General features: G+C 42.4%; 18 protein-coding genes, 1 pseudogene and 1 riboswitch. Of the genes and pseudogenes, 10 read left to right on the plus strand and 9 right to left on the minus strand.

Annotated features, from left to right (window positions below):
* Positions 1–85: 85 nt before the first annotated feature.
* The 5 genes from DSY56_RS02925 to galE all read right to left on the minus strand — a co-directional run bounded on the left by DSY56_RS02925 (position 86) and on the right by galE (position 4,943).
* Entirely contained in the window at positions 86–1,051 is a 966-nt protein-coding gene (locus DSY56_RS02925) for a siderophore ABC transporter substrate-binding protein (protein WP_112443799.1), read from the minus strand.
* A 95-nt stretch (positions 1,052–1,146) separates the two neighbouring features.
* On the minus strand, positions 1,147–1,899 hold the full coding sequence (locus DSY56_RS02930; protein WP_112443800.1) for an iron ABC transporter ATP-binding protein: 753 nt from the start codon (positions 1,897–1,899) through the stop codon (positions 1,147–1,149).
* Positions 1,896–2,852 carry an iron chelate uptake ABC transporter family permease subunit gene (locus tag DSY56_RS02935; RefSeq protein ID WP_112443801.1) on the minus strand — a complete coding sequence of 319 codons (957 nt, stop codon included), beginning with the start codon at positions 2,850–2,852 and terminating at the stop codon, positions 1,896–1,898. Before DSY56_RS02935 ends, DSY56_RS02930 begins: the two co-directional genes overlap by 4 nt.
* Positions 2,842–3,801: an ABC transporter permease gene (locus DSY56_RS02940; RefSeq protein WP_200832344.1), complete on the minus strand. Its 960-nt coding sequence runs from the start codon at positions 3,799–3,801 to the stop codon at positions 2,842–2,844. The genes DSY56_RS02935 and DSY56_RS02940 overlap by 11 nt, the downstream gene beginning before the upstream one ends.
* A gap of 143 nt (positions 3,802–3,944) precedes the next feature.
* Positions 3,945–4,943: a UDP-glucose 4-epimerase GalE gene (gene galE / locus DSY56_RS02945; protein WP_112443803.1), complete on the minus strand. Its 999-nt coding sequence runs from the start codon at positions 4,941–4,943 to the stop codon at positions 3,945–3,947.
* A gap of 294 nt (positions 4,944–5,237) precedes the next feature.
* Here galE and pepA point away from each other — a divergent pair, with 294 nt between their 5' ends.
* The 6 genes and pseudogenes from pepA (at position 5,238) to DSY56_RS02975 (ending at position 10,122) form a co-directional block, all read left to right on the plus strand.
* Positions 5,238–6,302, plus strand: coding sequence for a glutamyl aminopeptidase (gene pepA, locus DSY56_RS02950; protein ID WP_112443804.1), 1,065 nt, complete (start codon positions 5,238–5,240; stop codon positions 6,300–6,302).
* 21 nt (positions 6,303–6,323) lie between these two features.
* Positions 6,324–6,620, plus strand: coding sequence for a bacteriocin immunity protein (locus DSY56_RS02955; protein ID WP_112443805.1), 297 nt, complete (start codon positions 6,324–6,326; stop codon positions 6,618–6,620).
* A gap of 577 nt (positions 6,621–7,197) precedes the next feature.
* Positions 7,198–7,641 (plus strand): MarR family winged helix-turn-helix transcriptional regulator, encoded by a 444-nt coding sequence (locus DSY56_RS02960; RefSeq protein WP_112443806.1) that lies wholly within the window; start codon positions 7,198–7,200, stop codon positions 7,639–7,641.
* Between the two features lie 34 nt (positions 7,642–7,675).
* Positions 7,676–7,867 (plus strand): annotated as a pseudogene (locus DSY56_RS02965) (nuclear transport factor 2 family protein); the annotation flags it as partial.
* A gap of 13 nt (positions 7,868–7,880) precedes the next feature.
* Positions 7,881–8,609, plus strand: a complete 729-nt coding sequence (locus DSY56_RS02970) for an ATP-binding cassette domain-containing protein (protein WP_112443807.1) — start codon at positions 7,881–7,883, stop codon at positions 8,607–8,609.
* Positions 8,602–10,122: an ABC transporter permease/substrate-binding protein gene (locus DSY56_RS02975; protein WP_112443808.1), complete on the plus strand. Its 1,521-nt coding sequence runs from the start codon at positions 8,602–8,604 to the stop codon at positions 10,120–10,122. The genes DSY56_RS02970 and DSY56_RS02975 overlap by 8 nt, the downstream gene beginning before the upstream one ends.
* 136 nt (positions 10,123–10,258) lie before the next feature.
* On the opposite strand, the gene DSY56_RS02980 is transcribed toward DSY56_RS02975, so the two are convergent.
* Positions 10,259–10,795, minus strand: coding sequence for a TetR/AcrR family transcriptional regulator (locus tag DSY56_RS02980; RefSeq protein ID WP_112443809.1), 537 nt, complete (start codon positions 10,793–10,795; stop codon positions 10,259–10,261).
* A 132-nt stretch (positions 10,796–10,927) separates the two neighbouring features.
* Here DSY56_RS02980 and DSY56_RS02985 point away from each other — a divergent pair, with 132 nt between their 5' ends.
* Positions 10,928–11,785 (plus strand): cation diffusion facilitator family transporter, encoded by an 858-nt coding sequence (locus DSY56_RS02985; protein ID WP_200832345.1) that lies wholly within the window; start codon positions 10,928–10,930, stop codon positions 11,783–11,785.
* Between the two features lie 61 nt (positions 11,786–11,846).
* Here DSY56_RS02985 and galR read toward each other — a convergent pair whose 3' ends face one another.
* Complete coding sequence (gene galR, locus DSY56_RS02990; RefSeq protein WP_112443811.1) at positions 11,847–12,851, minus strand: DNA-binding transcriptional regulator GalR; 1,005 nt, start codon at positions 12,849–12,851, stop codon at positions 11,847–11,849.
* A gap of 163 nt (positions 12,852–13,014) precedes the next feature.
* On the opposite strand from galR, the gene DSY56_RS02995 reads away from it, so the two are divergent.
* The 3 genes from DSY56_RS02995 (at position 13,015) to DSY56_RS03005 (ending at position 16,167) form a co-directional block, all read left to right on the plus strand.
* Positions 13,015–14,193 (plus strand): galactokinase, encoded by a 1,179-nt coding sequence (locus tag DSY56_RS02995; RefSeq protein ID WP_112443812.1) that lies wholly within the window; start codon positions 13,015–13,017, stop codon positions 14,191–14,193.
* Between the two features lie 18 nt (positions 14,194–14,211).
* Complete coding sequence (locus tag DSY56_RS03000; RefSeq protein WP_112443813.1) at positions 14,212–15,693, plus strand: UDP-glucose--hexose-1-phosphate uridylyltransferase; 1,482 nt, start codon at positions 14,212–14,214, stop codon at positions 15,691–15,693.
* Between the two features lie 69 nt (positions 15,694–15,762).
* Positions 15,763–16,167, plus strand: coding sequence for a PaaI family thioesterase (locus DSY56_RS03005; RefSeq protein WP_112443814.1), 405 nt, complete (start codon positions 15,763–15,765; stop codon positions 16,165–16,167).
* A 28-nt stretch (positions 16,168–16,195) separates the two neighbouring features.
* On the opposite strand, the gene DSY56_RS03010 is transcribed toward DSY56_RS03005, so the two are convergent.
* Both DSY56_RS03010 and DSY56_RS03015 read right to left on the minus strand, forming a co-directional pair.
* On the minus strand, positions 16,196–17,458 hold the full coding sequence (locus tag DSY56_RS03010; protein ID WP_112443815.1) for a nucleobase:cation symporter-2 family protein: 1,263 nt from the start codon (positions 17,456–17,458) through the stop codon (positions 16,196–16,198).
* A complete protein-coding gene (locus DSY56_RS03015; protein ID WP_000770415.1) occupies positions 17,458–18,039 on the minus strand; it encodes a xanthine phosphoribosyltransferase in 582 nt (193 codons plus the stop codon). The genes DSY56_RS03010 and DSY56_RS03015 overlap by 1 nt, the downstream gene beginning before the upstream one ends.
* 326 nt (positions 18,040–18,365) lie before the next feature.
* A riboswitch (purine riboswitch) is annotated at positions 18,366–18,461 on the minus strand.
* Positions 18,462–18,492: the final 31 nt, after the last annotated feature.

Consider the following 18,492-nt stretch of genomic DNA (forward strand, 5'->3'; position numbering starts at 1 on the left):
ATGATAAAAACGCATCCTATCAGGTTTGAGTGAGCTTGATAGGATGCGTTTTATCATGTAAAGATGTGATTGAGTTTAAAGCAGCTTATTTCAAGGCTTTTTGTGCATCTTCAATCATGAGTTTTGTTGATTCAAGTCCGCCTCCGCTTAGATACCAGAGATCTGGTGTTAGTTGGATGATCTTTCCATTTTTAGCGGCAGGTGTTTCAGCGATGAGGGCATTTTCTAGGACGCCATCGTTGCTTGAGTTGTCACCACCGATGGCAAGGGTACGGTTGATGACAAAGAGGATGTCAGGGTTGATTTCTTTGACACTTTCAAAGCTGACTTCTTGTCCGTGGCGTGAGTCTTCGAATTTAGTGTCAGTTGGCTTGAATTTCAAGGTTTGATACAAGAAAGAGAAACGAGATTGGGCACCAAAGGCAGCCATTTTTCCTTCATTGAGGAGGATAGCAAGGGCTTTTTTGTCAGAACTTTCGTTTTTAGTTGCGACTTCTTGGATGCTCTTGTCTAGCTTGTCCAATTCTTCCTTGGCTTTCTGTGTACCAGTTTCACCAAAGGCGCTTGCTAGGGATTCGATATTAGTCTTGGTAGAAGTCCAGTAGTCATCTTTGCCTGCTTGGAAGAGAACAGTCGGAGCGATTTCGTTGAACTTATCTACGAATTTTTGGGTACGTGGTGAAGCGATAATTAGGTCTGGTTCAAGAGCAGCAAGGGCTTCTAGGTCTGGCTCAACCATAGAACCAACATTTTTAACTTTTCCAGCTAGGTCTTTTAGATAAGTCGGAACAGTTTTTGTAGGCATTCCGACGATATTCTTTTCAAAACCTAAAGCGCGAATAGTATCCGCAGCACCGAGGTCAAAGGTCACAATCTTTTCAGGGACTTTTGAAAGTGTGACTATACCTAGTGAACTTTTAATGGTTACCTCTGTTGGAGCAGAGCTACTTGACTCCGTCTTACTAGTGCTTGAGTTTGTACTACATGCACCAAGTAGGAGCAAGAAGCTGGCCGCTAGGGCAGTGAGATAAAGTTTAAGGGATGTTTTCATAATTTCTCCTTTTTAAAATGTGATAACGATTTAGGGAGTCTCTAGGTTTTATTGACTAAGAGACTGAAAGTTCTCTAACTTGAGCTTCTATGTTACTAGCTATAGATACAAATCTTTTTGCCATTGATATCAGCTAGCGTGATAGGAATTTCATATAGTTGACTGAGCAGATCAGCTTGCATGATTTGATCTGTTGTTCCCTTGCGAAAGACTCGGCCGTCCTTGAAGGCGACAATTTCATCCGCATACTGGCTGGCCATGTTAATATCGTGGAGGACGATGATAATGGTCTTTCCGAGTTCTTCCACCAGTCTCCGAAGAATCTGCATCATGCTAACGCTTTGTTTGATGTCGAGATTGTTGAGTGGTTCGTCCAGCAAGATAAAGTCTGTATCCTGGGCCAGTACCATAGCGATAAAGACCCGCTGGAGCTGGCCTCCAGACAGGCTATCGATGTAGCGGTCTTTTAAGTTGGTCAGTTCTAAATAGTCCATAGTTTCTCGGATTTTTTCCCAGTCTTCTGGTCTCAGTCGACCTAGACTGTAAGGAAAACGTCCAAAACTGACCAGTTCTTCAACAGTCAATTTGGCTTGGTAATTGATTTTCTGCTTTAGGATAGTCAGTTCTTGAGCCAGTTCTTGTGAATTCCAACTCTCGATTTCACGGCCTTTGATACTGAGAATTCCCTGATCTTTCTTGGTCAGTCTGCTCATGATGGAGAGGAGAGTCGATTTTCCAGCACCATTTGGACCAATGAAGGCTGTCAGTTTCTGAGGACTGACTTCAAGTGAAATGTCTTGCAGAATATCCTGTTTTTGAATGGATTTGTCAATGTTTTCCAGTTTCACCGACGTGCCCTCCTGTAGAGTAAAATAAAGAATAGGAGCCCCCCTACACTCTCGATAATCATACTGATGCGAATTTCCAGTGCAAAGACTCGTTCAATCAGGGCCTGCCCCAAGGTCAAGCTAATAAATCCAACCAGAATGGCTACGATAAAGAGTAACTTGTGCCGATAGTCTTTGACGATTAGGTAGGTGAGATTGGCCAGCATAAAGCCGAAGAAGGCCATAGGTCCCACTAGGGCAGTTGCTGTTGAGGTCAAAAGTACGATGCCCCAGAGGAGCTCTTTCTGTTCTTTTTCAACATCGAGTCCCAATATTTGAGCTGTTTCTCTTTGTAGGTGCAAGACATCCAGAATGACTGCTTTTCGAAAGAAAAAGATGGTCAAAGCAAGGATAATCAAAGAGCCGATGACTAGGATGGAAGTGTTGAGATGCTGAAAGGAAGCAAAGAGACTGTTTTGTAGTTTATCGTATTCATTTGGATCCATCAGGACTTGGAGGAAGGTACTGATATTTCGAAAGAGACTTCCGAGGGCTAGACAGATCAGCAGGATGAAGACCAGGTCTTGCTTCATCAGTGTCTTCAAGTAGCCTTGTAAGGCAAGAAAGAAGAGGGATTGAAGCAGAAGCAAAACTAGGAATTCTAAGATAGGAGACTTCCCAAGTTGAAGAAACTTGCTTTCAAAAACCAGTAGCAGAGTTTGTAGCAAAACATAGAAGGATTGGATTCCTAAAATACTAGGCGTCAGGAAGCGATTTTCCGTCAGGGTTTGAAAACTAATGGTCGAAATCCCTGTCGCGATGGCTACCAAGAGATAAACGATGATTTTTTGGGAACGCAACTTCCAAGCAAAGGCTGACAAGTGAGTGATGGGCCAAAAGTAGAGGAGACAAGCTCCGATGGCCAGAATAATGAGAAGCCAGAAGAGCTTGGTATGTTTGCTTTTAAACTGCATCTTTTCGTCCCCCTCTCCATAGAAGTAGGATAAAGACGAGGCTACCAATGATTCCTAGTAGAAGACTGACAGACAACTCATAGGGTCGAATCAGAACTCGGGATAGGATATCGCAAGCCAGAACTAGATTGGCTCCAACCAGTGCGACGATAAGTTTGGTCTGACTTAGATTATCTCCATAACGCTTGCGAACAAGATTGGGAACAATAACTCCGAGAAAAGGTAAGCCACCCACGGTAATCATGGTGACACTAGTCGTTATAGCAACCAGAAAGAGAGCCAGTTTTTCAAGTAGGGAGTAAGAAATCCCCAAACTCTCACTGGCTTCCTTGCCCAGATTCATGATGGTAAAAGTTTGGGATAATTTCCAAACGGCTATCAGGATGATGAGGCCTAAAAAGAGCCATTCATACTGATGATTCTGAATCATGGAGAAGGAGCCCTGGGTCCAAGCTGTCATACTCTGAACCAGATTGAAACGGTAGGCGATAACTTCTGTCACAGAACCGATAATCCCGCTATAGATGATCCCAATCAGAGGCAACATCCACCTTTCCTTTATAGAAAAAATAGTCATAAAGGCTAGGAAGAAGAGGGTGAATACGATGGATGAAACAAAAGCGAAGAGCATCTTTTGGGTCAGACTAGCCGACGGAAAGACAAAGAGGCTCAGCACCATTCCCAGTTTGGCAGCTTCAGTCGTTCCAACTGTGCTTGGAGCAGCAAACTGATTTTGAGTGATAGTCTGCATGAGAAGTCCTGCCATACTCATACTAGAGGCAGTCAGGAGAATGCTAATGGTCCTTGGGAGACGGGACTCTTGAAAGAGAAGCCAGGTCTGCTGGTCGAAAGCAAAGAGCTTTCCCCATGAAAAATCACTGGTTCCAATGCTAATAGAGAGAAAGACTAGGAGTAGAAGTAAGCCAATTAAATAATGAGAAAGTTTCATACCCCATCCTTTCATGTAGATTTGGTACCGAAAGATACCTGCGGATATTACTGTAACACGATTTCTTTAATCTGTCAATAAATTTTCTGACAATTTAATAAATAAAACAAGGAGAGAGCACTAGGACTTTCTCCTCTGTTATCTTATTCCAAAATATTATTCCCCTCTTTAACTCGCCAACGATAGTCTGATAAAATAATATCTTCGAGGGAGTAGCTAGCTTGCCAGTCAAGATATTGTTTAGCTTTTGATGCATCTGCTAGGACGCTGGCTGGATCACCAGCACGACGAGCAACAATTTCGTGTGGTATTTTTTGATTCAGTAGTTCTTCAGCAGTTTTAAAGATTTCTTTGACAGTATAGCCTTTTTCAGTTCCTAAGTTAAAGATTTGAGAAGAACTGTTTTCTTGAAATAGGTAGTTCATTCCTTTAACATGAGCCTGTGCAAGGTCCAAGACATGAATGTAATCTCGAATACATGAACCATCACGTGTATCGTAGTCATCTCCAAATATTTTCAGGCTATCATTTTGTCCCAATGCGGTCTTGTTGATATTTGGAATGATATGAGTTGGATTTTTCACGCGCAGACCGTTTGAAGCATCCATTTCAGCCCCAGCTACATTAAAGTAACGGAAAATGACATATTTCCAATCGTAGCGATTGGCCATCCAGTAAATCATTCGTTCGCCCATCAGTTTTGTCTCTGCATAAGGGTTGACAGGGTCGAGCAGGGTATCTTCAGTAGCTGGCTTGTCAATACAGTTATTACCATAGAGAGAAGCAGTCGAAGAGAACATGATTTTTTGAATACCAACTTCAGATAAGACTTTGAGAACTTGGTTCATACCAGCAACATTGGCAGTGAAGTATTTACTTGGATTTTCAATACTTTCGCTCACAACAATTTCACCTGCACAATGAAGAACAGCATCAATCTTATTTTCTTCTAAGTAAGCTTTTAGGGCGCTAGCATCATAAACATCCAGTTGTTTAAAGCTAGCACGACTATCCACAGCCGAACGATTTCCTGTAGAGAGATTATCTAGAACATGTACCTGATAGCCAGCATTTAAAAGAGCTTTAACGGTATGGGAGCCAATATAGCCAGCTCCACCTGTAACAAGAATTGTTTTGGTCATGATTTTTTCCTTTACCTATTTTTGTACTATTTTAAAGAAAGAAGAAGGCGAAGTCAACTATTTTCTGCAAATTTCATGAAAAAATTGAACAAATATAGTATTGAATTGTTTTTTGTTTGGGAATTAATAGTTGGGTTAATCTTGGAATAGTTCTTAGATTTTACCTCACATGCAAGAAAATACAATCTTTTTCTAAGATAGAGCAGGACTAAGATACTAACTTAGAAATCCACCTTCCCACTATCCTTCTCCTATAAAAAGTGGTAAAATGGATGGAAGAAAGAAGGAACTGAAATGACAACATTATTTTCAAAAATCAAAGAAGTAACAGAACTAGCTGCGATCTCAGGTCATGAGGCGCCTGTCCGTGCTTATCTTCGTGAAAAGTTAACACCGCACGTGGATGAAGTGGTGACAGATGGCTTGGGTGGTATTTTTGGTATCAAACATTCAGAAGCTGCAGATGCACCGCGTGTCTTGGTCGCTTCTCACATGGATGAAGTTGGTTTTATGGTCAGCGAGATTAAGCCAGACGGTACATTCCGTGTCGTAGAAATCGGTGGCTGGAACCCTATGGTAGTCAGCAGCCAACGTTTCAAACTTCTGACTCGTGATGGTCGTGAAATTCCTGTGATTTCAGGCTCTGTTCCTCCACATTTGACTCGTGGAAAGGGTGGACCAACCATGCCTGCTATTGCAGATATCGTCTTTGATGGTGGTTTTGCGGATAAGGCTGAGGCAGAAAGCTTTGGCATCCGTCCTGGCGACACCATCGTACCAGATAGTTCTGCAATCTTAACAGCCAATGAAAAAAATATCATCTCAAAAGCTTGGGACAATCGCTATGGAGTTCTCATGGTGAGCGAGCTAGCTGAAGCCTTGTCAGGTCAAAAACTTGGCAATGAACTCTATCTTGGCTCTAACGTCCAAGAAGAAGTTGGTCTTCGTGGTGCTCATACTTCCACAACTAAGTTTGACCCAGAAGTTTTCCTAGCAGTTGACTGCTCACCTGCTGGTGATGTTTATGGGGGTCAAGGCAAGATTGGAGATGGAACCTTGATTCGTTTCTACGACCCAGGTCACTTGCTTCTCCCAGGAATGAAGGATTTCCTTTTGACAACAGCTGAAGAAGCTGGTATCAAGTACCAATACTACTGTGGTAAAGGCGGAACGGACGCTGGCGCAGCCCATCTGAAAAATGGTGGTGTCCCATCTACAACAATCGGTGTTTGCGCTCGTTATATCCACTCTCATCAAACCCTCTATGCAATGGATGACTTCTTAGAAGCGCAAGCTTTCTTGCAAGCATTGGTGAAGAAATTGAATCGTTCAACAGTTGATTTGATTAAACATTATTAAACCATAAGGGAGGTGGTAGAGATGGTAGAACCAAACCTAGAAAGCCTTATAAAAGATCTTTACAATCATGCTCGACATGATTTGAGTGAAGATTTAGTTGCTGCTCTCCTAGAGACTGCTAAAAAACTGCCTACTACAAATGAGCAATTGCTGGCAGTTCGTCTCTCAGGTCTGGTCAATCGTGAATTGCTCAAGAATCCCAAACATCCGGCGCCTGAGTTGCTCAACTTGGCTCGTTTTATCAAGAGAGAAGAAACCAAGTACAGAGGAACCGCAGCTTCTGCGCTTATGTATGGGAATATTTTTAAAATGCTTTGATTCCATTGTGGATCAAAGCATTTTTTTGTAAGACCTATCTCGTGAGCGTTCAAATAGTAGTAACAAGGAATCATGAGAAGTTAGCCGAGACCATAGTAGTGATGAAACTTCTGTAATGGAAGTGGAGAGAAGGGGGGAATCGTCAAACGGTAGGGGATAGGCTGTTTGAAGGGTGCTATGGGAAAGATAGGGTAAGGTGAAATTAAATACGAACAAATTGATTGGGAAATTCAAATCGCTTTCTATCAATGTTTTAGAAGATACAGTGCCCTAGTCCAACTTCAATATACTATAAAAGAACAGATGGAAGCAATTAAGATTTACTTCTATCTTTAAAATAAATGGTCTGATAGGAAAAACGTATCCCCTCATAAAATATAGGATAGTACGGATGGAAGGCTTTTGTAGACTGGAGGACGAAGGAGTTTAGAAACTCTCGTTAAAAGTTAGTTGAGCCGGAGTATGGTGGTGTGAATCATTAACAAAAATTATTTCTACATCGAAATAGTTGACAGTTGAAAGGACAAGTGTTACAATTATTTCATTCGTTTCGATATCGAAATAAATTGGAGGTGTTATGAAAGATAGTCATTTGCTAGCCCATCATATTCGTTTGTTGAATGGGCGGATTTTTCAAAAGTTACTGAGCCAAGACCCTGAAGCTCTTTATCGGAGTGAGCAGGGGAAGATTTTAGCGGTTTTATGGAATAGTGAAACTGGCTGCGCAACTGCGACAGATATTGTGCTTGCGACTGGGCTTGCGAATAATACGCTGACGACTATGATAAAAAAGCTAGAGGAACAAAATCTTGTAACTGTTAGTCCATGTGGAAAAGATAAGCGTAAGAAGTATTTGGTTTTAACAGAGTTGGGCAAGTCCCAGAAAGAAGTGGGGCATCGTGTCAGTCAGAAATTGGATACGATTTTTTACAAAGGATTTTCAGAGGAAGAAATTCGTCAGTTTGAAGCCTTTCAAGAAAGGATTTTGGCGAATCTGAAAGAGAAGGCAAATGAGGATTAAAATAGATCAAATTAGCTGTTTATAAGTAAAGGCCACTCTTGACTTTATTTTCCAACTCTTAGGACAAGGAAACTATGTGGTTAGCTATGGTCAGACTCAGATTGACGGAGTTGCCTATGCCCAGTACGATATCTTCCGTTTAGAGAACGGGAAAATTGTGGAGCATTGGGACAATAAGGAAGTCATGCCTAAGGTAGAAGACTTGACCAATCGAGGGAAGTTTTAAATGAGGACAAAGAATGATTGAATACAAAAATGTAGCTTTACGTTACACAGAAAAAGATGTCTTGAGAGATGTCAATTTACGGATTGAGAATGGGGAATTTATGGTTTTAGTTGGTCCATCTGGCTCAGGTAAGACGACCATGATTAAGATGATTAACCGTCTCTTGGAACCGACTGATGGAAATATTTATATGGATGGCAAGCGCATCAAAGACTATGATGAGCGTGAACTTCGTCTTTCTACTGGTTATGTTTTACAGGCTATTGCTCTCTTTCCCAATCTAACGGTCGCGGAAAATATTGCCCTGATTCCTGAGATGAAGGGCTGGACTAAGGAAGAAATTGCTCAGAAAACAGAAGAGCTTTTGGCAAAGGTTGGTTTACCAGTAGCTGAGTATGGGCATCGTTTGCCTAGTGAATTATCTGGTGGAGAACAGCAACGGGTCGGTATTGTTCGTGCCATGATTGGTCAGCCTAAGATTCTCCTCATGGATGAACCTTTTTCAGCCTTGGATGCTATTTCGAGAAAACAGTTGCAGATTCTGACAAAAGAATTGCATAAAGAGTTTGGAATGACAACTATTTTTGTAACCCATGATACGGATGAAGCTCTGAAATTGGCGGACCGTATTGCTGTCTTGCAGGATGGAGAGATTCGTCAGGTGGCGAATCCCGAGACGATTTTAAAAGCTCCTGCCACAGAATTTGTAGCAGACTTGTTTGGAGGTAGTGTTCATGACTAATTTAATTGCAACTTTTCAGGATCGTTTTAGTGATTGGTTGACAGCTCTATCTCAACATTTGCAGTTGTCACTTTTGACCTTGTTGCTGGCTATCTTTATAGCGATTCCCTTGGCTGTTTATCTTCGTTATCATGAGAAATTGGCGGATTGGGTCTTGCAGCTTGCAGGGATTTTCCAGACTATCCCGTCACTGGCCTTGTTGGGGCTCTTTATCCCCTTGATGGGAATTGGAACCTTGCCGGCTTTGACAGCTCTGGTGATCTATGCGATTTTCCCGATTTTGCAAAATACCATCACTGGACTCAAGGGAATTGATCCGAGTCTGCAAGAGGCTGGGATTGCCTTTGGGATGACTAGATGGGAACGTCTCAAGAAGTTTGAAATTCCACTTGCCATGCCTGTTATCATGTCTGGGATTCGGACAGCAGCAGTATTGGTTATCGGTACAGCAACCTTGGCGGCCTTGATTGGTGCAGGGGGGCTGGGTTCCTTTATCCTTTTGGGAATTGACCGTAATAATGCCAGTCTAATTTTGATTGGGGCACTTTCTTCTGCAGTGCTGGCCATTGCCTTTAACTTCCTACTAAAAGTGATGGAAAAAGCAAAATTGCGGATGATTTTTTCTGGTTTTGCCTTGGTGGCAATATTGCTCGGTCTATCTTATAGTCCAGCCCTCTTAGTTCAAAAAGAGAAAGAGAACTTGATCATTGCTGGGAAATTGGGACCGGAACCAGAAATTTTGGCCAATATGTATAAGTTGCTGATTGAAGAAAATACCAGTATGACCGCGACTGTTAAACCGAATTTTGGGAAGACAAGTTTCCTTTATGAAGCTCTGAAAAAAGGTGATATTGACATCTATCCTGAATTTACTGGTACGGTGACTGAAAGTTTACTTCAACCATCACCGAAAGTAAGTCATGAGCCAGAGCAGGTTTATAATGTGGCGCGTGATGGCATTGCCAAACAGGATCATCTAGCCTATCTCAAACCCATGTCTTATCAAAATACCTATGCTGTAGCTGTTCCGAAAAAGATTGCTCAAGAATATGGCTTGAAGACCATTTCGGACTTGAAAAAAGTGGAAGGGCAGTTGAAGGCAGGCTTTACACTTGAGTTTAATGACCGTGAAGATGGAAATAAGGGCTTGCAATCAATGTATGGTCTCAAGCTTAATGTAGCGACCATGGAGCCAGCCCTTCGCTATCAGGCAATTCAGTCAGGTGATATTCAAATCACGGATGCCTATTCGACTGATGCGGAATTGGCACGTTATGATTTACAGGTATTGGAAGATGACAAACAACTCTTCCCACCTTATCAAGGGGCTCCACTAATGAAAGAAGCTCTTCTCAAGAAACATCCAGAGTTGGAAACGGTTCTCAATAAATTGGCTGGTAAAATTACTGAAAGCCAGATGAGCCAGCTCAACTACCAAGTCGGTGTTGAAGGCAAGTCAGCAGAACAAGTAGCCAAGGAGTTTCTACAAGAACAAGGTTTGTTGAAGAAATAGTTTGAAAATGTCAAACTCAACTTTGTTAAACGATTATATAGAAGAACGCTCAGACAATGTCGTCTGGGCTTTTTTATTGTCGAAAAGATAAAAACTCAGTAGCCTGGGCATAAGGCAACTGAGCTCTAGTCTGTATTTAGTCTTTAGAAATGAGAAGGTCTAGATAAAACTGGACAACTTCCTGATTTGTGAAGTCTTGCCCTTTTTTGAGCCACCAGGTCAAGGTTTCGATAAAGTTGGTCACGACCAAGTGTTGGAGATAAGAAACAGGCAGACTTGGGTGAGATTCTTTCAACTCATCAGCCAACATGGGATAGACATGGTGCTCCAGTTCTTTATGAAGTTGGCGAAGGAAGTAGTCATTTTTGGAGAATAGCAGACTGGTGATATGGTCTTGGTTTTTCTGAAAATGAAGAAAGAGATGGGCGAGATAAACCTTAGTTGAAATGGATTTTTCTCTTTCAAAAAGATGATGGAATAGGTAGCGGCAAAGCTCGTCCAGAAGCAGCTCCTTGCTCTCATAGTGACAGTAAAAAGTAGAACGTCCTACATCTGCGAGATCAATAATATCCTGAACAGTAGTGGATTCGTAGCCCTTATCGTTCAAAAGTTGTAGAAAAGCTTGAAAGATGGCTTTTTTTGTTTTGCTGATACGGCGGTCAATCTTAGTCATATAGACACTTGAGGCAAATTGTTCAGAACTGAATAAAGCTGACCTTTTGCTTCTATCCTTTCTTTGAGTTTTAGTGGATAATGATAATGAACAAGATGTTCATAAATCTATTATAACAAAGGAATGAGAAAGATGAAGGCAAAATATACTGTTTGGCTAGCTTTTTTCTTAAATTTGACTTATTCCATTGTCGAGTTTATCGCTGGTGGAGTGTTTGGTTCTAGTGCAGTTCTTGCTGACTCGGTGCATGACTTGGGAGATGCGATTGCTATTGGGATCTCAGCCTTTTTGGAAAGTATCTCCAATCGTGAAGAAGACAGCCACTATACCTTGGGCTACAAGCGTTTTAGCCTTTTAGGGGCCATGGTAACGGCTGTGATTCTTATGACAGGGTCCGTTTTGGTCATTTTGGAAAATATAGCGAAAATCTTTCATCCACAACCGGTCAATGATGAGGGGATTCTCTGGTTAGGAATTATTGCGATTACTATCAATGTGCTAGCGAGTCTCGTCATTCGCAAAGGACAAACCAAGAACGAATCCATTCTCAGCCTGCACTTTCTGGAAGATACCTTGGGTTGGGTGACTGTCATCCTGATGGCCATTGTTCTTCGATTTACCGATTGGTATATCTTGGATCCGCTCTTGTCTCTTGTTATTTCCTTCTTTATTCTGTCAAAAGCCCTTCCACGTTTTTGGAGCACGCTCAAGATATTCCTCGATGCAGTGCCAGAAGGAGTAGATATCCAGAAGATCAAGACGGATTTAGCAGAATTGGACCATGTCGCTAGTATCAATCAGCTTAATCTCTGGACTATGGATGGTTTGGAAAAAAATGCCATTGTCCATGTTTGTTTAAAAGAGATGGAGCATATGGAAACTTGTAAAGAATCTATTCGAATTTTCCTCAAAAATTGTGGCTTTCAAAATATTACCATTGAAGTTGATGCAGACCTAGAAAGTCACCAAGCACATAAGCGAAAGGTGTGAGTTGGAGCAGAATCATAGAGATTATTAGAGAAACAGCCTTGCTAGAGGTCGTTTTGTAATCCTAATCATTCCTTGTACTCTCTCTCAATGTCAGTCTGGTTCCCAGCATAGTAAGGCTAGGGATTTTGCGACCGTGGAGTACTTCCTTATTAAGAATATCCATGCCTGCTCTGCCCATTTCTTCGGTATAGACGGTGATGCTGGAGAGGGGAGGATAGACTTGCTTGGTCAGGCTAGTATCGTTAAAGGAAATGAGGCTGACGCGGTCTGGCAGGCTGATTCCAGCTTCTTGGAGGGCACGGAGGGCACCGATAGCCAAACTATCGCTGGCTGCGAAAAAGGCTGGTGGGAGTTGGTCTCCTAAACTCTGAATGGCCTCCTTCATCAAGTCATAGCCAGACTGGGCAGTAAAGCTTCCTTGAAAGACTAGTTCATCATGATAGATTCCCTTTGCTTGACTGTAGTTTCTGAAATTTTCCAGCCGCTTATCCTCAATGATTTCTTCTTGGTCGGTTGTTTCCTCAAGCCCTGTTAGAATCCCGATATGGTCCATCCCTTGGATGAGAAAATAATCGACAACTTGTTTCATGGCAGTATAAAAGTCCGTGATAATGCAGGTATGTCCCAGGGAAAGTGTATCGCTGTCTAGAAATACAAGAGGCTTTTGGTATTCTTCAAAGGCAGAAATCTGAGCTCGGCTAAACTTTCCGATGCAGAGAATCCCGATGACTTCCTCGCTCAGTGTAAAAGGATGGTCATTAAAATAGCGCAAGATATCATAGTCCAGTTCTTGGGCTCTTTTTTCTATGCCTAGGCGAATCTGGTAGTAGTAGAGGTCGTCCAGCTCCCCTTGTTCGCTGACCCATTGGATAATGGCAATCTTTTGCTTGGGTTTGTGGGACTCGCCTGTCTTGAGGTGCTTGGTGTAGCCCAGCTCTTCAGCAACGGTTAAAATACGGTGTCTGGTTTCTTCTGTAACAGATAGGCTCTGGTCGCGATTGAGGACGCGGGATACGGTCGCGATAGAGACAGAGGCTAGCTGTGCAATGTCTTTTAAGGTAGCCATAAATCCTCCTTTTTAAGGTTAGTATATCATATTTTTCTGCCTTTTACTGATATTTTAGTAAAATTTTAGTAAAAAGGATTGACCTTGGGAAATCCCTTGGATACAATAGAAGAAAACGATTACACGTTAAGGTGACTTAACGGACAGTCAAAGGAGAATTCATATGACACAACATCTTACTGCAGAAGCACTTCGTAAAGACTTTCTTGCCGTTTTTGGTCAAGAAGCAGACCAAACATTCTTTTCACCAGGTCGTATCAATCTGATTGGTGAGCACACAGACTACAACGGTGGGCACGTTTTTCCTGCTGCTATTTCCTTGGGAACTTACGGTGCAGCGCGTAAGCGTGACGACCAAGTTTTACGTTTCTACTCAGCTAACTTTGAGGACAAGGGCATTATCGAAGTGCCTCTCGCTGACCTCAAGTTTGAAAAAGAGCACAACTGGACCAATTATCCAAAAGGAGTTCTTCATTTCTTGCAAGAAGCTGGGCATGTGATTGACAAAGGTTTTGATTTTTATGTTTATGGGAATATCCCAAATGGTGCTGGTTTGTCTTCTTCAGCATCCCTTGAACTCTTAACAGGAGTAGTGGCTGAGCATCTCTTTGATTTAAAATTAGAGCGTCTCGATTTGGTTAAAATCGGAAAACAAACAGAAAACAACTTTATCGGAGTGAATTCTGGCATTATGGACCAGTTTGCTATCGGTATGGGAGCTGACCAACGTGCTATTTACTTAGATACCAATACTTTAGAATACGACTTGGTGCCACTTGATTTGAAGGATAATGTCGTTGTTATTATGAACACCAATAAACGTCGTGAATTGGCGGATTCTAAATATAATGAACGCCGTGCTGAATGTGAAAAAGCAGTGGAAGAATTGCAAGTTGCTTTAGATATTCAGACCTTGGGTGAATTGGACGAGTGGGCCTTTGATCAATATAGCTATCTGATTAAAGATGAAAATCGTTTGAAACGTGCTCGCCATGCTGTGCTTGAAAACCAACGTACCCTTAAAGCTCAAGCAGCCCTTCAAGCAGGAGATTTGGAAACATTTGGTCGTTTGATGAATGCGTCACACGTTTCCCTAGAGCATGACTATGAAGTGACTGGATTGGAATTGGATACTCTTGTTCACACAGCTTGGGCACAAGAAGGTGTTCTCGGTGCTCGTATGACAGGGGCAGGTTTTGGTGGATGTGCTATTGCCTTGGTGCAAAAAGATACTGTTGAAGCCTTTAAGGAAGCTGTTGGAAAACACTACGAGGAAGTAGTTGGCTACGCTCCAAGCTTCTATATCGCTGAAGTTGCAGGTGGCACTCGCGTCCTTGACTAGTCAAAAGGAGGCTCTATAGTGACCTTAGTAGATAAATTTGTAACACATGTCATTTTTGAAAGTACCTTTGAGGAAATGGATCGAATCTACCTGACTAATCGTGTTTTGGCACGAGTGGGAGACGGTGTTTTGGAAGTTGAGACCAATCTGGATAAAGTGATTGACCTCAAGGATCAGCTGGTTGAGGAAGCCGTTCGATTAGAGACGATTGAAGATAGTCAGACTGCGCGTGAAATCCTTGGTACTGAACTGATGGACTTGGTGACTCCTTGTCCGAGTCAGGTTAATCGTGACTTTTGGGCAACCTACGCCTACTCTCCTGAGCAAGCGATAGAGGATTTTTATCAACTCAGTCGGAAAAATGACTACATCAAACTCAAGGCCATTGCTAAAAATATCGCTTATCGTGTTCCATCTGATTATGGAGAACTTGAAATTACCATCAATCTCTCTAAGCCTGAAAAGGATCCGAAAGAGATTGCGGTAGCCAAGTTGGTGCAAGCTAGTAATTATCCTCAGTGTCAACTTTGTTTAGAGAATGAGGGTTACCATGGTCGGGTCAACCACCCAGCTCGCAGCAACCACCGGATTATCCGTTTTGAAATGGTTGGTCAGGAATGGGGGTTCCAGTATTCGCCCTATGCTTACTTTAATGAGCATTGTATCTTTTTAGATGGCCAGCATCGTTCCATGGCCATTAGTCGTCAGAGTTTTGAACGTCTGTTGGCTATCGTAGAGCAGTTTCCAGGATATTTTGCTGGATCTAATGCCGACTTGCCGATTGTGGGGGGCTCTATTCTGACTCATGACCACTATCAGGGAGGTCGTCACGTATTTCCTATGGAATTAGCTCTCTTGCAAAAGACCTTCCGATTTGCTGGTTTTGAGCAGGTTAAGGCTGGGATTGTCAAGTGGCCAATGTCAGTGTTGCGTTTGACTTCGGATTCCAAAGAAGATTTGATCAACTTGGCTGATAAGATTTTGCGAGAATGGCGGCAATATTCAGATCCTGCAGTGCAGATTTTGGCAGAGACAGATGGGACACCGCATCACACCATCACACCTATAGCGCGTAAGCGTGATGGACAGTTTGAGTTGGACTTAGTCTTGAGAGACAATCAGACTTCTGCAGAACATCCTGACGGGATCTATCATCCTCACAAGGATGTCCAACATATCAAGAAGGAAAATATCGGCTTGATTGAGGTCATGGGCTTGGCCATCTTGCCACCACGTCTAAAAGAAGAAGTAGAGCAAGTCGCTAGCTATCTTGTAGGAGAAGCTGATACAGTTGCCGATTATCATCAGGAATGGGCAGACCAACTTAGAGGCCAATATCCAGACATAACAGATAAAGAAAAAGCCCTTGAAATCGTCAAGGACTCTGTGGGTACTATCTTTGCGCGTGTACTTGAGGATGCAGGAGTCTACAAGCAGACGGAACAAGGGCAGACAGCCTTTATGCGCTTTGTGGAGCAGGTCGGAATTTTGCCAGACTAGGTGCTTTCTCCTTGCACAGTCCTATAAAAAGTAGTATCATAGTGTCGTTTGAAATATCAGGAGGAAACGATGAAAGACTTTCATTTTGACGCTATATCTGCCTTTGAAAATTACGAAATTGAACAAATGAGAGATGGTCACGTTGTGGTGACGACCAAAGTAGTGAACTCGTCGCTCAACTACTATGGCAATGCCCATGGTGGCTATCTATTCACGCTATGTGACCAAATCAGTGGTTTGGTGGTTATCTCGCTGGGACTTGATGGGGTGACACTCCAATCCTCTATCAACTACCTTAAGGCAGGAAAACTCGACGATGTATTGACCATTAAAGGAGAATGTGTCCATCAAGGTCGTACAACCTGTGTGATGGATGTGGATATCACCAATCAAGAGGGCAGAAATGTCTGTAAGGCAACCTTTACTATGTTTGTCACAGGCCAACGGTCAGAAGATAGACAGGTAAGGATATAACATAAAAAGAGGCTCGCACCTCTTTTTCTTATTTCTTTTTATGATTTAGTACCGCATTGAGGACAATGGCTAGTAGGCTGGCTACGACGATTCCGTTTGAGAAGAACATTTGGAAGGCTGTTGGCATGCTGACAAAGAGATTACTGTTGTTGAGTCCGACACCTGCAGCGATGGAGACTGCTGCAATAAGGAAGTTGTGTTCATTGTTAGCAAAGTCAACACGAGCGAGGATTTGCATCCCTTGAATAGATACAAAACCAAACATCACCAGCATAGCACCACCGAGGACAGGGCTCGGAATGATTTGGGCAAGGGCACCAAACTTAGGAAGGAGTCCAAGGAGAACCAGGAAACCAGCTGCGTAGTAGATTGGCAGGCGAGTCTTAATGCCTGATAATTTAACCAAACCAACGTTTTGTGAAAATCCTGTGTAAGGGAAGGTGTTAAAGATTCCTCCGAGAAGTACGGCCAAGCCTTCTGCGCGGTATCCGTTGCGAAGGCGCGTGCTATCGATTGGATCTTTCGTGATATCAGACAAGGCCAGATAAACACCAGTAGACTCAACCATAGACACCGTTGCGATGATACACATCATGACAATAGATGAGATTTCAAAGGTTGGCATCCCAAAGTAGAGTGGAGTTGGGACATGGACAAGTGGTGCTGCCGCAACAGGAGAGAAGTCCACCAAGCCCATAGTAGCAGCAATGGCAGTTCCAACAACCAGACCAATCAAAATAGAGATAGACTTGATAAATCCTTTGGTAAAGATATTAATTAAGAGGATAATCAGAACAGTAATAGTGGCAAGCAAGAGACTTTGACCAGTTGGTTCTGGAGCGTTATTTCCCATATTTCCAATAGCAACAGGGATCAAGGTTAAACCAATCGTGGTAATAACAGATCCTGTTACGATAGATGGGAAGAGATTGGCCACTTTTGAGAAGATGCCTGAAACAAGAACCACGTAAATCCCTGATGCGATAAGGGCACCAAACATAGCGCCACTACCATGGCTTTGTCCAATCATAATCAAGGGAGCGACTGATTGGAAGGCAACTCCGAGAACGACTGGTAGCCCAATCCCAAAGTATTTGTTGAGTTGGAGTTGGAGGAAAGTTGCCACCCCACACATGAAGATATCTGTAGAAATCAGGTAGGTCAATTGCTCAGTTGAATAGCCAAGGGCTGTCGCAATCATGATGGGAACCAGGATAGATCCTGAGTACATGGCTAGTAAGTGCTGCAAGCCAAGAACGGCTGCTTGTGAATGTTTTTCTTGAGTTTGCATTAGAGATCTGCCTCCTTAAATACGACTTGACCATTTTCAAAACGATCCAAACGAGCGAGTGATAGAACAGGGTAGCCTGCTTTTTCAAGCAAATCACGGCCATCTTGGAAGGATTTTTCAATCACAATACCGATAGCTTCGACTGTGGCACCAGCTTGTTCGATGATTTGAATCAAGCCTTTAGCAGCTTGGCCATTAGCAAGGAAGTCGTCGATAATCAAAACCTTGTCCTCTGGTGAGAGGAATTTTCCAGCGATAGAAACGGTGCTGGTTACCTGCTTGGTAAAGGAGTAAACTTCGGCAGTTAAGATTCCTTCGTTCATAGTGATGTTTTTAGCTTTTTTAGCGAAAATCATGGGAACGTTTAAGGCTTCAGCTGTAAAAACGGCTGGGGCAATACCAGACGCTTCAATGGTTACGACCTTGGTAATGCCAGCAGAAGCAAATTTTTCCGCAAAAACCTTACCAATCTCTCTCATCAAGCTAAAGTCAACTTGGTGGGTTAAAAAGGAATCCACCTTGAGGATGTTATCACCCAAGATATGCCCATCCTTGAGGATGCGCTCTTCTAATAATTTCATAAGACCTCCTAAAGTCTAAAAGCCAGTTTACTTGTTGGTTAAATGTTTCTATGGGGATCCAGTTTGCTAGTACTATATATTTGATAAAACTAGTACGAGCGAAGCGAGTCTTATCAAATATTTCCCGTTGTAGTGGTATCATAGACAATAAGTTTGTTATTGTCTATGACGGAATTTTTGAGACTTTTGGCTCAAAAATTAGGGATGAAATTCCGAAGGAAGTTGCTCCCGTCCGCACTAATTAAGGGAAATATTAAAAATATTCAAAAAGGACCTACTTAATCTCTAAGTAAGTCCCCCAAATAGGCATGGCAAAAACGACCATACCTCACTTCTGACTTACTTATTGTTAGGTGTTCCGGCACCTTGTAGAAACGTCGTGCCAATTCACGACATAAACAAGTAAAATGATATTCAATTTCAAATAGGCTTGAGCCAATGTTTTTATTTTAC

Origin of the sequence: Streptococcus sp. 596553 (genome assembly GCF_900411395.1) — a bacterium.
GTDB classification, from domain to species: Bacteria; Bacillota; Bacilli; order Lactobacillales; family Streptococcaceae; genus Streptococcus; species Streptococcus mitis_BA.